This is a genomic window from Saccharothrix carnea, from assembly GCF_003014735.1.
Classification (GTDB): Bacteria; Actinomycetota; Actinomycetes; order Mycobacteriales; family Pseudonocardiaceae; genus Actinosynnema; species Actinosynnema carneum.
On sequence record NZ_PYAX01000004.1, the window covers coordinates 1 to 14045 of the forward strand.

The following is a 14045-nucleotide window of genomic DNA, read 5'->3' on the forward strand; positions in this document are numbered from 1 at the left end:
GCGCCGGCCAGGGCCGCGAGACGTCGCCGCGCGCCGTGCGCCACCGGCCTGCCGGCGACGGTGACAGCAGTTCTGGACATCACTTCCTCCAAGGGGTCGAGCCGGACGTGGGTGACCGAAAGTTGCGGTCGATCAACCTGAGGCTTTCGCAAAAGTAAGTCGGCTGGTCGACCGCGTCAACCTGGCAATTCACCTATAGAGACGCAAGACAGCGGGCAGACGCCGTAGGTAGGACTATTCGCACCAGCGATTCCCAGGGTCGAAACTTTCGACTTCGCTGCGCTCGTGGCCGGGGCTCCATCGCGCTCGTCTTGATCGTTAGCTGGACGTTGGCGCGGCGTTGGTGGTGGTCATTTGACTGCCAGGGTCAGGCGTTTCACGTTGAGGAAGGCCCTGCTCATGGCATCAGGCACCGCCGAGGTGACCCCCACGCACACCATGCAGAGGAAGGTCTTGGTCGGGGCCGACGTCGACCAGCGGATCCAGACGATCGCCAAGGAGGCGGAGGCCGAACCGCAGTCCGTGGTGGGCCTGCCGACCGGTGCCCAGGTGCCCGCCGACCCGCTCGCGGCCCTGCGTGGCGTCGCCGGTTGGGCGGTCGACTACGTGACCTTCCTGCTCGAGCCGATCGACCAGCTCCAGGGCGACCAGCCGAGCGTGCAGGCCACCGTGGACGCGATCCGCTCGACCGCGGAACGGATGCGTGAGCTGGCCTCGACCCAACGCGAAACGTTGGCCAAGCCCGAGGGGTGGACCGGCAAGGCCAGGGACGCCTACCAGGCCAGCATGGAAGGTCTCGGCGACGAACTGGACTCGCTGGCCAACGCCGTCGCGGCGAAGGGCGTCGTCGTCGAGAACACCGGTGCGATGGTGCGGGCGCTGCGCGAGGCCCTGCTGTACACGGTCGACCAGTACTCCAACTCGCTGGTGCCGGGCGCGATCTTCGCCTACGCGTTCGCACCGGCCACGTTCGGCGTCTCGATCGCGATGTTCCTGGCCTCGGTGGTGGACAGCGCGAAGCAGCTCGGCACCGCGATGGCGGCCAAGATGGACGCCCTGAACGCGGCGCTGACCCGCCAGGTCGACCGGATCAAGATGCTCGACACCATCTCGGACGAGGTCGCGCAGGGCTGGGAGCGGTTCGAGGCCGCGGCCGGCGGCACGGCGACGAGGGTGGCCCGCACCGCGTCCAGGCCGGTGATGAGCGAACGCGACACCGTCCAGGCCGAGCCGATGATGGCGGCCCAGCGGGTCACCGCCCAAGCCGAACCGGCGATGATGGCCCAGCGCGAGCACGCCGTCCAAGCCCAGCCCGCCATGATGGCCCAGCGCGACCACGTCGTCCAAGCCGAGCCGGCCATGATGCGGACCACGGAGGCGGTGCAGCCCATGGAGGCCAGGCGCTTGCTGACGGCGGAGGAAACCGTCCAGGCGCAGCACGCCGTGCGGGCCGAGCACACGGTGCAAGCACGTCACGCCGTGCAGGCCGAGCACGTGGTGCAGGCGCAGCCGGCCATGCAGGCCGAACACCTGGTGCAGGCGACCCGGGCCGAGGCACCTCTCTACCGCCAGATGGAGCCGTTGCAGGCAACCCGGGCGGAAGCGCCCGTGTACCGCGAGATGGAGCCGTTGCAGGCGACCCGCGCCGAAGCGCCCCTGTACCGCGAAGTCCAACCGCTCCAAGCCGCCTACGCGGAAACTCCCGTCGCCCAGTACCAGCCCGCCGAACGGGCGACAGCCCGCAGGGTCGACGAGGTCGAGTAGGCCGAGGCGGTCGGTTCCCGACCGCCCGCGCCGAAAACCTCCCCGCCCGTCCACTCCCCTGCGTTCCGCGGAGGCAACGCCATGGTCACCAACTTCTCACCCACCACGATCAGCACGCCACCACCCGGCGACTCGGGCTTCACGATGGACCCGGCCGCGATGGAAGGGCTCCAGCAGCAGGCCGACGAACTGCGCACCGGCTACCTGGACGTCTCGTCGTCGCTGTCCGGCCGCACCTTGGCGGGCAACGCGCTCGGCACCACCGGGACGTTCGCCACCGAGGCGTTCAACGCCTCCCTCCGCACGTCGGTCGAGCTGGCGGGCAAGGCCGCCTCGACGTTGGGACTCGTCGGCGAGGGCCTGCAGGCCACCGCGCAGACCCAGCAGGAGGCCGACCGCTCCGGCGCCGATCAGCTCACCAAGATCGAGCCCGGCGGTCCGGCGCAGAGCCCACCCGGCGCGCCCGCAGGCGGTGCCGGCGGTGGTGCGCCCTCCCAGGGTCCACCGGTCTCACCGGTAGAGAGCGTCCCCGGCGGCACCTCCCAGCCCGGCCCCGAGGGCACCACCCAGACCTCGCAGTCCACCGCCCCGGGCGGTGGCGCGCCGACCGACCAGGTGCCGCCCGCACCAACGGGCTCCGGCGCGCCCTCACCCGCCCCCAGCGGCGCACCGGGACAAACCGCGTCCGCCAACCCCCAGCAGCAAGCGGCACCGCAACCCGCGCCGGTGCCCGCGTTCCCGGAGATCCCCGACCCGCCCCCGGTCCCTGACGGCTCCGCGAGCGGCGGTTCGGGCGCGACGGGCGGCAGCGCGGCCACCCCAGCGGGCGGCACGACGCCTCCACCCACGCCACCGATCCCCGAAGTACCGAAGGACCTCTTCAAACAGCCCACCATCCCCGACCCCACCAGCGGAAGCTCCGGCGCCCCAGGCGGTTCCGGCGCATCGGGCAGCAGCACCGGCACCGCGGGCGGCAGCGCGACCACACCATCGGGCGGCATGACCCCACCGCCGATCCCCCCGATCCCTGAAGTGCCCAAGGACCTGTTCAAGCAGCCCACCATCCCCGACCCCACCACCGGCGGGAGCTCCGGTGCCCCAGGCGGTTCCGGCGCATCGGGCTCCGAAACGCGGGGCGGCAGCGCGACCGCGCCGTCCGGCGGCATGACGCCTCCACCGATGCCTCCCATCCCGGAGGTGCCGAAGGACCTGTTCAAGCAGCCCACCATCCCGGACCTCACCACCGGCGGGAGCTCCGGTGTTCCGGGCGGTTCCGGCACTTCGGGTGGCGGCGCGGGGACGCCGTCGCCCACCGGCGACGGCCCGGGCGACCGGGGCGACCGCGACCCCTCGGGCGAGGAACGTCCCACCCGTGATCCCAAGACCGGCGAACAAGGCGGTGGCGGCGAGCACGGCGGTGGCGGTGGCGCGGGTGGTGGCGGTGAGGACGACGGCCGGCCGCAGCCCGACCGGCACGGCTTCCCCGTCACCGAGGTGGACGGCAAGCCGTGCCTCGACCTGCGCGACCTCCCGGCCGAGGAGGGCGAGCGCTGGCAGGAGAACATCCGCGACATCCTCGCCACCAAGGGCGAGGGGTCCTTCTTCTGGGCCGGTGACACCATCGACGCCGAAGGCCAGCGGCACTCCCTCATGGACCTGGCCGAGTTCATGACCAACCTGGACGCCCGCACCGAATCCGAGTCCGGTACCGGCCCCGAGCCGGCCGTCCAACCTGGACGCGAGGTCTCGGACACCGTCGCGGCCAGCCCCGCCCGCAGCGCCAACGGTGACGTCTACGTCCTCGTCGGCCCCAACCGCGCCGAGGGCGATCCGGTCGAACTGGCGGACTTCCCGACCCTGCGGGACAACCCCCGGATCGAGCGGGTGTTCGCGATCGACGCCGTCACCGGCCGCGAGGTCCAGATTCACCCGAAGGTGTCGTGATCCCACCGGTACGTCCGCACGGGCAGCCTCGTGGCGCCCGTGCGGACGTACCGGCGGACCCGATCGCCAGGGCCGGTGTGGCAGGCTGCGCCCCACCAAGGTGGAGCCGGTGATGACCGGCCTGGCGATTCGGAGAGCCTGCTCGTGGTCGAGATCGTGCCCGGTGTGTCGCGGACGTTCACCGAGTTCCTGTTGCTGCCCAACCGGACCACGGCGGAGTGCACGCCCGCGAAGGTCGACCTGGGCACGCCGCTCGTCCGGCACGCCGTGGGCGCGACGGCGTCGATCAGGCTGTCGGTGCCGTTCACCTCGGCCATCATGCAGGCGGTCGGCTCGCCGCGGTTGGCGGTGGCGCTGGCCCGGTCCGGCGGCCTGAGCTTCCTGCACCACAACCAGTCCGTCGAGGACCAGGCGGACGCGGTGCGGTTCGTGAAGAACTTCAAGGCCGGTTTCGTGGTCAGCGACACGACGGTCCGCCCGACCGACTCGCTGCGCCACCTCGTCGGCCTGATGAAGGCCACCGGTCACAACACCGCGGCCGTCACCGAGGACGGCTCGCCGCACGGCCGGTTCGTCGGCCTGGTCACCTCACGCGACTTCCACTCCGCCAGGCACGACCTGGACCTCCCGGTCGCCGAACGGATGCGCCCGGTGGACACGCTCACCTGCGGCAAGGAGGGCATCACCCTCTCCGAGGCCAACACGCTGCTGTGGGAGGGCCGCCTGGACTGCCTGCCGGTCGTGGACGGCGCCGGTCACCTCCAGCACCTCGTGTTCCGCTCCGACTACGCCGACCACAAGCAGTTCCCCGGCGCGGTGGTCGACGCGGCCAAGCGGTTCCGGGTCGGCGCGGGCGTGAACACGCACGACTACCGCGACCGCGTGCCCGCGCTGGTCGCCGCCGGGGTGGACGTGCTGTGCCTGGACTCCTCGGACGGCTACAGCGACTGGCAGGCCGAAGCGCTGCGGTGGGTCAAGCGCGAGTTCCCGGAGGTGCCCATCGGCGGCGGCAACGTCGTCGACGGTGAGGCGTTCCGGTTCCTGGCCGACGCGGGTGCCGACTTCGTCAAGGTGGGCATCGGCGGCGGCTCGATCTGCATCACGCGTGACCAGAAGGGCATCGGCCGGGGCCAGGCCAGCGCCGTGATGGACGTCGCCGAGGCCCGTGACGCCTACGCGCGCAGCACCGGCGAGTACGTGCCGATCTGCTCGGACGGCGGTCTGCTGCACGACTACCACATGGCGCTGGCGATGGCGATGGGCGCGGACTTCGTGATGATGGGCCGCTACTTCGCGCGGTTCGACCAGTCGCCGGGCAAGAAGGTGCGCATCGGCGGCTCGGTCTTCAAGGAGTACTGGGGCGAGGGCTCCAGCCGGGCGCGCAACTGGCAGCGCTACGACCAGGGCGAGGACAAGCTGCACTTCGAGGAGGGCGTGGACGGCTACGTGCCCTACGTCGGCGACCTCGGTGACGCGCTCGCGCTGACCGTGGCGAAGATCAAGGCCACGATGGCGTCCTGCGGCGCGGCGTCCATCCCGGTCTTCCAGTCCACCGCCCGCGTGACGCTGGTGTCCGAGCAGAGCTACCAGGAGAACGCCGCCGCGGTCGCCGTGCGGGAGGACGCCGACACCACCCTGGGCTGATCGAGGTGTGGTGATCCCGCGTGACGGAGCGGGCCCGGTGCCCGCTCCGTCAGAGCGACGCGTGGTCGAAGTCCGGTGACACCACGGACGCGCGCCGGTGGTCGCGGCGGATCACCGCGAGGACCGCCATCAGGGCCGCCACCAACGCGAACGCCGAGGCCGCGGTCAACGCCGAGAGCGGGCCGAGCGTGCCGACGACCGCGCCCGCCACCAGGATGCCGACCACGCCCGAGCACGCGGTCACCGCGCCGACCGTGGCGAAGACCCGCCCCCGGACGGCGTCCGACGTGCGGGCCTGGACCAGGCCGTTCAGCGTCACGTTCTGCACCGAGCCGCACGCGCCGGCGACCAGCCACGCGACCGCGTTCACCACCAGGTGCGGTACCTGCGCGGGTGCGGCCAGCGCCAGTGCCAGCACCAGGTTGCCGACCGCGAAGGCGACCACCAGTGCCCGCGCGGTGGTGAAGCGGCGGCTCACGTTCGCGCCCAGCAGCAGGCCCGCGGTCCAGCAGGCGAGCACGGCGCTGTAGGTGAACGCGTTGCCGCCGATCGGGCCGAAGACCAGGAACACCTCGTTGACCAGCGCGATGGCCACCGCGACACCGACCACGGCCTGCGCGACGACACGTCCCAGCAGCAGCCGGTCGCTGCGCAGCAGCACCCAGCCGCTCCACTGGCCACTCGCCCCGGTGCCACCGTCGTCCTGCCCGGGGTCGCGGTCGACCCGCAGCCACAGCACCACCAGCGCCAGGTGCGTGCACGCGCACACCGCGTCGAGCATGACGGCCCACTCGACGCCCGGCCCGACCGCGATCACGCCGCCGAGCACGATGCCCACCAGGGAACCGGTGTTCTGCGCCGACGACAACGCCGCGTGCCCGTCGGCCGAGTCGGTGGCGCGCGGGATCAGCGCCGACACGCACGTCCGCACGACGCTCCCGCACACGCCGAGCAACGCCACCAGCCCGTACAGCACGGGCAGCCGCGTGTGCCCGAACAGCAGCCCTACCAGCAGCAATACCTGCGCGAACACCGTCACGCTGAGCAGCAGCCGATGGGGGAACCGGTCGACCGCCCACCCGGCGACGGGCGCGCCGAGCACCGCGCCGAACGCGACGGCCACGAACAACCCGGCCACCGCGAACGCACCGGAACCGGCCAGCGCGGTGGTGAACCCGATCAGCGTGAGCTGCGCGCCGAGCCCGGCCACCCCGGACCCGCCCACCAGCACCGCCAGGTCCCGGTTACCCCGCAGACCGCCGAGCACTGCGACCATTCCGCTCCCCCGCCGCGTCGCCGGTACGGACCGAGGCGTCCACCTCGCGGTGCCGATCATGCCCGAAGATCACCTCGGCCGGCGGGCGGACCGGTCAGTCCGGCCGGTCGGGTCGCACGACCACCAGCGGGCACGGCGAGTGGTAGACCAGCGCCTGGCTGGTCGAGCCGAGCAGCATGCCGGTGAAGCCGCCGTGGCCGCGGCTGCCGACGACCAGCAGCTGCGCGTCGCGGCCGGCGGCGAGCAGGGCCTTCGCCGGGCGTTCCCGGACCACCCGCCGGTCGACGGTCACGTCCGGGTACTTCTCCTGCCACCCGGCCAGGCGCTGGGCCAGCAGCTGGCGCTGCTGTTCGTGCACCTCGTCCCAGTCGACGCGCAGCCGCGAGGCGTACGGGGTCTCGGCGAGCAACGCCGTCCACGCGAGGAGGGCGGCGAGCGTGGTGCCCCGCACCGACGCCTCCTCGAACGCGAACCCGATCGCCGCCTCACCCGCGGGCGAGCCGTCCACGCCCAGCACGACCGGACCGTCCGCCGGGTGGGGACCGCGGACGACGGCCACCGGGCACTCGCCGTGCGCGGCGACCGACACCGCCACCGACCCGACGACCAGCCCGGAGAACCCGCCCAGCCCCTGCGAGCCGAGCACGACGAGCCGGGCGTCCCGGGAGGCGGCGATCATCGCGGCGGCGGGCCGTTCGACGACCACCGACGTCTCCACCTCGGGCACGAGGTCGCGCACGCCGGCCGCCGCCTCCTCCAGCCACTGCCTGCCCTGCTGCTCGAACGCGTCCCGCACCTCGTGGCCGGTCAGCACCATCCCCGGGTAGCCGCGCGTGGGCAGCAGGTAGGCGTGCACGAGCCGGAGCGGCACGCGGTGCCGCACCGCTTCCTCCGCCGCCCACGAGACGGCCGCCAGCGCCGACTCCGAGCCGTCCACTCCGACCACGATCGGGCCACTCATCACAGGTTCCCTCCGACCGACGTCACCGACACACCCACCATCCGGTGCCGGGCGGCCGTCCGCACCTCGACCGCCTACCCCGTTCGGAGGTGTCCTCCGGTGTCGGTGCCGCCGGATACGATCGGCGTCGTGGATCCCGCCGACGACCTGCTGGCCTGGGCGCCCCCGCCGGGACAGGGCGGTGCCGCGCAGGCCGTCGCGCTGCCCGGCTACAGCGACTTCCGGCTCGTCGCGCACGGCGGCGAGGGCACCGTGTACCGGGCCACGCAGGACGGGCTGGGCCGTGACGTCGCGGTGAAGGTGCTGGACGTGACCGACGAGGACACGGTCAGCCGGTTCCACCGCGAGCTGGAGATCACCGTCCGGCTCGGCCGCCAGCACCCGCACATCGTGACCGTGCTGGACACGGGCGTGATCGCCGGCCGGCCGTGCATCGTGATGGAGTACTACGACCTCGGGTCGCTGCACGACCGGTTGCGGCAGCGCGGGCCGCTGCCGGTGCACGAGGTGGTCGCGGCCGGGATCGCGGTGGCCGACGCGCTGTCGTTCGCGCACGGCCAGGGCATCCTGCACCGGGACGTGAAGCCGCAGAACATCCTGGTGCTGCCCACGTCGTACGTGCTGGCCGACTTCGGCATCGCGCGGGGCGCGGACGCGGCGCACACGGCGTCGTTGCAGCTGGTGAGCTACCGCCACGCGGCACCGCAGATGGTGGACGGCCGGCCGCCCGCCGCGGCCGACGACCTGTGGTCGCTGGGTTCCACGCTGTTCACCCTGCTGGACGGGCAGCCGCCGTTCGCGTCGGACAACCCCGGCGAGGACACCATGCTCGCCTACCTCGGGCGGGTGCGCGAGGCGTCGCCCCGGTCGCTGCTGCGGCGGGACGTGCCGGTCGAGCTGGTGGCGATCATCCTGCGGTGCCTGCGCAAGGCGCGGGAGGACCGGTTCCCGGACGCGGCGTCGTTGCGCGCGGCGCTGGCCGCGGTGCCGACGTGGACCCCGCAGTCCACTGTGGACCCGGACCACACGGCGGCCGTGCGGCAGGAGGTGCCGGAGCGCTACCCGGACGGCCCGACGGAACTGCCGGACTTCGGCCCGAAACCCGTGGTCGAGGCACCGCCGGAGCCGGTCGCCGCCGCCGTTGAGCCGGTGAGGACGTGGACCGAGGACCTCGCCGACCTGACCGTCCGGCACAACGCCGAGCGCCGCCCGCCGGTGGCCCTGCCACCGCCGCCGCTGGTGGAGCTGCCCGAGCCGCCACCGTCCCGGCCGCGCCGCTCGTGGAAGCCGGCGGCGGTGAGCGCGGTGTTCGTCGGCGTGGTGATCGGGGTCGCGTTGAGCCTGCCCGGTCGGTCCGACGAGGCCGCGTCACCACCTGCCACCACCACCACGGTCCCGGTCACCACCACGACCGCGGTCCCGACGACGACCACCGCGAGCCTGCCCGAGGGCGGCGTCCCGGCGTTCACCCCGGTGCTCAAGCGGCTGGAGGACGACGGCGACCGGATCGAGCTGTTCTGGACGGATCCGAGCGAGGGCAAGGCCCAGTTCGTCGTGGTGGACGTGACGGGCTCGTCGCCGAGGCCGTTGGTGACGGTGGCGGCCGGTGCGACGTCACACGTGCTGGAGGGCTTGGAGCCGAAGGCGCCGCAGTACTGCTTCCAGGTGCTCGCGATCGGCCTCGACGACCCGTCCACGCAACGCGGTGCGTCGGCCCGCACGTGCGCCGTGCGCAACGGCTAGCGCCGCCACAAGGGCCGCGGGTCGACCGCCCAGAACATCCTGCGGTACCACCGGACCCCGTGCCGCAAGCCGACCCTCACCTGCCGCGCCAACCGCCACGCCGACTCGCCTTCGCCGGAACCGCTCGCCGTGTGCTGCCCCGCATGGTCCGCTCCGCCGTGGGTCGGGCTCGACGGTCGGACACCCACGTTCGGGGCAGTGGCCATCGGGCGCTGCGGGTGCCGCGGTGCGAAAGCCGCGTACTCCGCCAGGCGGGCCAACTCCACCGCGGGCGCCGACCCCAACTCCGCCGCCACGTCCGGTGCGGTCCGGTTGGCCGGCGGTGTCCGACCCGCCAGCAGCAAACCGTCCAGCACGTAGGCCCACGCGCCGGTCGCACCGGCCGCCCGCAGCCGCCTGCGCCGAACCAACCGGGCCAACCCGAGCACGGCAAGCACCAGCACCGGCACCGCGCCGAGCACCGCGTACCCGATCCACCGCTGCGACCCGGCCGACGTGGCCTGCGCGGCTACGGGGCTCGACGGCGTCACCAACGGCGGCGGCGGCGGCGCGGACAGCGGCGTGCTCGTCGGCGTGGCCGTGACCGACGCCAACCGGTCCAGCACCTCGCGCTTCTGCGCCGCGCTCGAACCGCCCGACGACACACCGGCCACCGGGTCGAACGGCACCCAGCCCCACCCGGCGAAGTACACCTCGGGCCACGCGGTCGCGTCGCTGCCGCGCACCACGCGCTCCTCACCGGCAGCGGGCTGGAAACCCACGACCACCCGGGTCGGCAACCCGACCGCCCGGCCCAGCACGGCGAACGCCGACGCGAACTGCTCCGCCGTCCCCGCGTTCGCGCCCGGCTCGCCGGGGTTGCCGAACAGGAACCGCTCCAGCCGCGCGTACGACGACCCGACCGGTGCCTGCGCGTCCGGTGTGCGGCCCTGCTTCACCACCTGCTCGATCGCCACGGCCCGCTCGTACGGCGTCCGCGCGTTCTGCACGATCTGCCGCGCGTACTCCGCCAACGAGTACGGCAACCCGGGCAGCTCCAGGTAGCGGTCGGCCGTGGTCGGCACGGTGGCGTCGAGCAGGTCCGCGTCGTCGGGCACGTCCAGCACGCCCCGCACCCGGTACGACAGGCCGGGCGTCAACTCGGTGCGCAGCACCAACGACCCCGAGTCCGGGTCGACCATCGCGCCGTCCAGCGTCACCGCAGTCGGCCGCCCGACCGTCGGCAGCCACCGACCACCCAGCTCGCCGACGATGATCTCCACCTCGGCCTCGTCCACCCGCGCCCCGGGCGGGAGGTCGGGCTCCGCCACGGCCCCGATCGGCCCGTACAACGACGCCGCCCGCCACGCCGCGCCCGAGTAGTCCGACAACGCCACCAACCGCACCGCCCGTTCCGGCCCGCGCACGCGGAACAGCTCGATGTCGCCCAGGTTCGCCCACGACGCCAGCTGGGGCAGCGGGCTCGCCACACCCAGGTCGCTGACCGGCGGTTCCACCAACTCCCGCGGCTCGAACGCGTCACCGGCCGGCAGCACCACCGCCAACGCCGCCACCACCGCCACCGGCACGGCGGGCAACCCGAGCAGCACCCGGCCACCGGCCTCCAACCGGTCCACCAACAACCACCCGACCGCCACCAGGGCGATCAACCCGACCGCGACCAGGCCGTGCCGATCGGCCCGCCCAGCCGTCAGCAACGCCGTGCACGTGTAAAGCACCGCCGCACCGACCACCGGCGCCACCAACGACCGCCCCCGCACCACCGCCAGCCCGACGACCAACGACACGCCGAACACCAGCAACGCACCCGGTACCAACAGCTCCGGCGTCGCCGGCGCCGGCCGTGCCGCCGTCAACAGGCGGGGCACGAGGTCCAGCAGCACCGCCGGCGGGTCGGCGGAGTCGATCGCCGAGTCCCGCGCCACCCAGTAACCGCCGACCAGCGCCAGCACCACCAACGAGAACGCCACCAGCCCCGCCGGCATCCTCCGCCACCTCAACAACGGCAGACAGGCGAACCCGAGACCCGCCGCACCCGCGAACACCAACGGGGCAACGACTCCCTGCCACCCCGAGCCGAGGTGCAGCGCCGCGACGACGACCACCAACCCCGCCCACCCCACGCGGGCACTCCCACGGACACCGGCACCCGCACGGACACCGGCACCCGCACCACCACTGGCACGACCGGCACCCGCACCACCGGCACCCGCACCCGCACCGCCAGCGCTGGCACGACCAGCGCCCCCACCGCCAGCACCTCCGCGAGCGCTGGCACCGCCAGCAACCCCACCAACGCCACCAACGCCACCACCACCGCCGCCGGCGCTGGCACGACCAGCACGGCCACGACCAGCACGGCCACCGGTGCCACCGCTACCTGCGCTGGCACCGACACCAGCATCACCACTACCCGCACTGGCAGGCTCGTGCGGCCTCACGCAGCCACCACCCCGACACACCCGAGGCCGGGGCGCCGCGCCTCCATACTTCCGGCAACAAAATCGGCGCTTCCATCCATCCCCGGACACACGATCACGATCGGGTGATCTACGAACGGCCGCGCGATCACCGCGAGACCGCCGTGTTCCAGGCGTCCAACAGTCCTTCGGCCTTCGCATCGCGCAGTAACAGCACCGACCCGGCCGCCGAGATCGGGTGCGTCGGCGCGGGATCGACAGCCAGCACCACGCCCACCGACGCCCTCCCCGCCTCCAGCATCAACGCCGACAAGTCGGCCCGCGCCCCGCACACCACGGCCACCACGTCCAGATCCCGGATCGGCAACGGCCGCGCGGCCGAGTCGCCCTCCGCCGCCTTCAGGTCCGCCAACGCCGCCAGCACCACGGACGCATCCGCATCAACCGCACCCGCCGGCAGCTCCACGTCCACCGCCCCGGACGACGACACCAGCCGCACCGGGTGCCCCTCGGCGACGGCCACCGTCACCAGCGACGCCGCCACCTCCACCGCGTCCTCCAAGTCCTTGGCCTCCGCGTAGGACTCCACGTGATCATCGAGCACCACGGCCAGGTGCGGACGGGCCGGATCGGCGTCCTCCCGGATCATCAGCGTCCCGGTGCGCGCGGACGTCGCCCAGTGCAGTCGTCGCAAGTCGTCACCGGGCACGTACTCCCGCAGCCCCACCAGATCGGTCCCGCCGCGCTCCACCCGCTCGTCCGCGCCGACGTGCCCCCGCCGCACCCCACCGGGCAGCCCGCGCACCGGCAGCACGCGCGGCACCACGCGGACCTCCACCACGTCACCCACCACGGTCCGGGCATGTGCCAAGCCCGCCAGGCCACGGCGGCTCAACGTCAGCGGACCCACTCGCAGCAGGCCGCGGGTGTGCGTCGGGATCGGGTACTCGACCTTCACCTGCTGCCCCGGCGCGAGCAGCGGGATGTCCACCGCCACCGCCTCGCCCGCCACCTCGTCGGTCGCGTCGAACACCACCGGGAACCTCCGGCTGGTGCCCGTCAGCTCGACCACGCCCGTGCACGCGCCCAACCGCTGCACGGTCCGAGGCCGCACCGTCCGCTTCGGCGCCACCTGCGCCCGCGACAGCACCGACGCCACGCCCGCGCCCGCCAGCACCACCAACGCGATGCCCAACCCGGCCACGCCGGGATAACGCCACCACACCCCCAGCACCACCAAGGGCACACCCAGCAGCACCGCGCCCATCCCCCGCGCGGTCAGCCGAACCCTGGTCATCGCGCGGCCGGTCGCGGCACCGCCACGCCCGCCAGGACGTCGGCCAGGACCTCCTCGGTCGTCGTGCCCGCCAGCTGCGCCTCACGCGTCAACACCAACCGGTGCGCCAGCACCGGCACCGCCAGCGCCTGCACGTCACCCGGCACCACGAAGTGCCTGCCCTGCGCCGCCGCGTACACCTGCACGCACCGCACCAGGGCACGCAGGCCACGCGTGCTCGCGCCCAACCGCAACCGGGCGTCCCCGCGCGAGGCCACCCCGATATCGCTGATGTAGCGCAGCAACGGGTCCGCCACGTGCAGCGTCGCCAGCCGACGACCCTGCTCCGCGACCAAGTGCGGGTTCGTCACCGTCGGCACCGCACCCACCTGCCCCGCGCCGCTTCCCGGCCGCAGCACCTCGATCTCCTGCTCCACCGCCGGGTAGCCGATCGACGTGCGCAGCATGAACCGGTCCAGCTGCGCCTCGGGCAGCCGGTACGTGCCGTCCAGGTCGATCGGGTTCTGCGTGGCCACCACGAGGAACGGTGCGGGCACGGCGTGCGCGACGCCGTCCACCGTGACCGTCCGCTCCTCCATGACCTCCAGCAACGCCGACTGCGTCTTCGCCGCCGCACGGTTGATCTCGTCCGCCAGCACGATGTTCGCGAACACCGGCCCCGGCCGGAACCGCACCTGACCGGTCTGCGGGTCGTACACCGACGTGCCCGTGACGTCGGACGGCAGCAGGTCGGGCGTGAACTGCACCCGCCGCGACACCCCGCCCAACGCGCCCGCCACCGCACGCGCCAACGTCGTCTTGCCCGTGCCCGGCACGTCCTCCAGCAGCACGTGCCCACCGGCGAACATCGCGACCAGCACGAGGTCGACCACGTCCCGCTTGCCCCTCACCGCCGACTCGACCGCGTCACCGAGCCGCGCGTGCAGGGCGCGGAACGCCGCGATCTCGTCCCCGCCGATCGCCGGCACCGCCGTAGTCGTCACGCCACGCCCTTCA

General features: G+C 73.3%; 10 protein-coding genes. 4 read left to right on the plus strand and 6 right to left on the minus strand.

Annotated features, from left to right (window positions below; genetic code table 11):
- Positions 1-399: 399 nt before the first annotated feature.
- The 3 genes from B0I31_RS12070 to B0I31_RS12080 all read left to right on the plus strand — a co-directional run bounded on the left by B0I31_RS12070 (position 400) and on the right by B0I31_RS12080 (position 5352).
- On the plus strand, positions 400-1764 hold the full coding sequence (locus B0I31_RS12070) for a hypothetical protein (RefSeq protein WP_106615464.1): 1365 nt from the start codon (positions 400-402) through the stop codon (positions 1762-1764).
- A gap of 81 nt (positions 1765-1845) precedes the next feature.
- A complete protein-coding gene (locus B0I31_RS12075; RefSeq protein WP_106615465.1) occupies positions 1846-3708 on the plus strand; it encodes a RodZ family helix-turn-helix domain-containing protein in 1863 nt (620 codons plus the stop codon).
- 144 nt (positions 3709-3852) lie between these two features.
- Complete coding sequence (locus tag B0I31_RS12080; RefSeq protein WP_106615466.1) at positions 3853-5352, plus strand: IMP dehydrogenase; 1500 nt, start codon at positions 3853-3855, stop codon at positions 5350-5352.
- Between the two features lie 49 nt (positions 5353-5401).
- Here the strand turns inward: B0I31_RS12080 and B0I31_RS12085 are convergent, their stop codons facing one another.
- Together B0I31_RS12085 and B0I31_RS12090 are read right to left on the minus strand one after the other, a co-directional pair.
- The gene (locus B0I31_RS12085) at positions 5402-6628 is read right to left on the minus strand and encodes an MFS transporter (protein ID WP_181320126.1); all 1227 of its coding nucleotides are present in this window, start codon (positions 6626-6628) and stop codon (positions 5402-5404) included.
- A 94-nt stretch (positions 6629-6722) separates the two neighbouring features.
- A complete protein-coding gene (locus tag B0I31_RS12090) occupies positions 6723-7589 on the minus strand; it encodes a universal stress protein (protein ID WP_106615892.1) in 867 nt (288 codons plus the stop codon).
- 129 nt (positions 7590-7718) lie between these two features.
- Here B0I31_RS12090 and B0I31_RS12095 point away from each other — a divergent pair, with 129 nt between their 5' ends.
- Positions 7719-9332 carry a serine/threonine-protein kinase gene (locus tag B0I31_RS12095; protein WP_181320127.1) on the plus strand — a complete coding sequence of 538 codons (1614 nt, stop codon included), beginning with the start codon at positions 7719-7721 and terminating at the stop codon, positions 9330-9332.
- On the opposite strand, the gene B0I31_RS12100 is transcribed toward B0I31_RS12095, so the two are convergent.
- The 4 genes from B0I31_RS12100 to B0I31_RS12115 form a co-directional block, all read right to left on the minus strand.
- Positions 9329-11437: a transglutaminaseTgpA domain-containing protein gene (locus B0I31_RS12100; RefSeq protein WP_219910675.1), complete on the minus strand. Its 2109-nt coding sequence runs from the start codon at positions 11435-11437 to the stop codon at positions 9329-9331. The two genes, B0I31_RS12095 and B0I31_RS12100, sit on opposite strands and share 4 nt — an antisense overlap.
- On the minus strand, positions 11329-11724 hold the full coding sequence (locus B0I31_RS12105) for a hypothetical protein (protein WP_146173825.1): 396 nt from the start codon (positions 11722-11724) through the stop codon (positions 11329-11331). Before B0I31_RS12105 ends, B0I31_RS12100 begins: the two co-directional genes overlap by 109 nt.
- A gap of 176 nt (positions 11725-11900) precedes the next feature.
- Positions 11901-13049: a DUF58 domain-containing protein gene (locus B0I31_RS12110; protein WP_245949835.1), complete on the minus strand. Its 1149-nt coding sequence runs from the start codon at positions 13047-13049 to the stop codon at positions 11901-11903.
- Complete coding sequence (locus B0I31_RS12115) at positions 13046-14032, minus strand: AAA family ATPase (RefSeq protein WP_106615471.1); 987 nt, start codon at positions 14030-14032, stop codon at positions 13046-13048. Before B0I31_RS12115 ends, B0I31_RS12110 begins: the two co-directional genes overlap by 4 nt.
- Between the last annotated feature and the right edge of the window lie 13 nt (positions 14033-14045).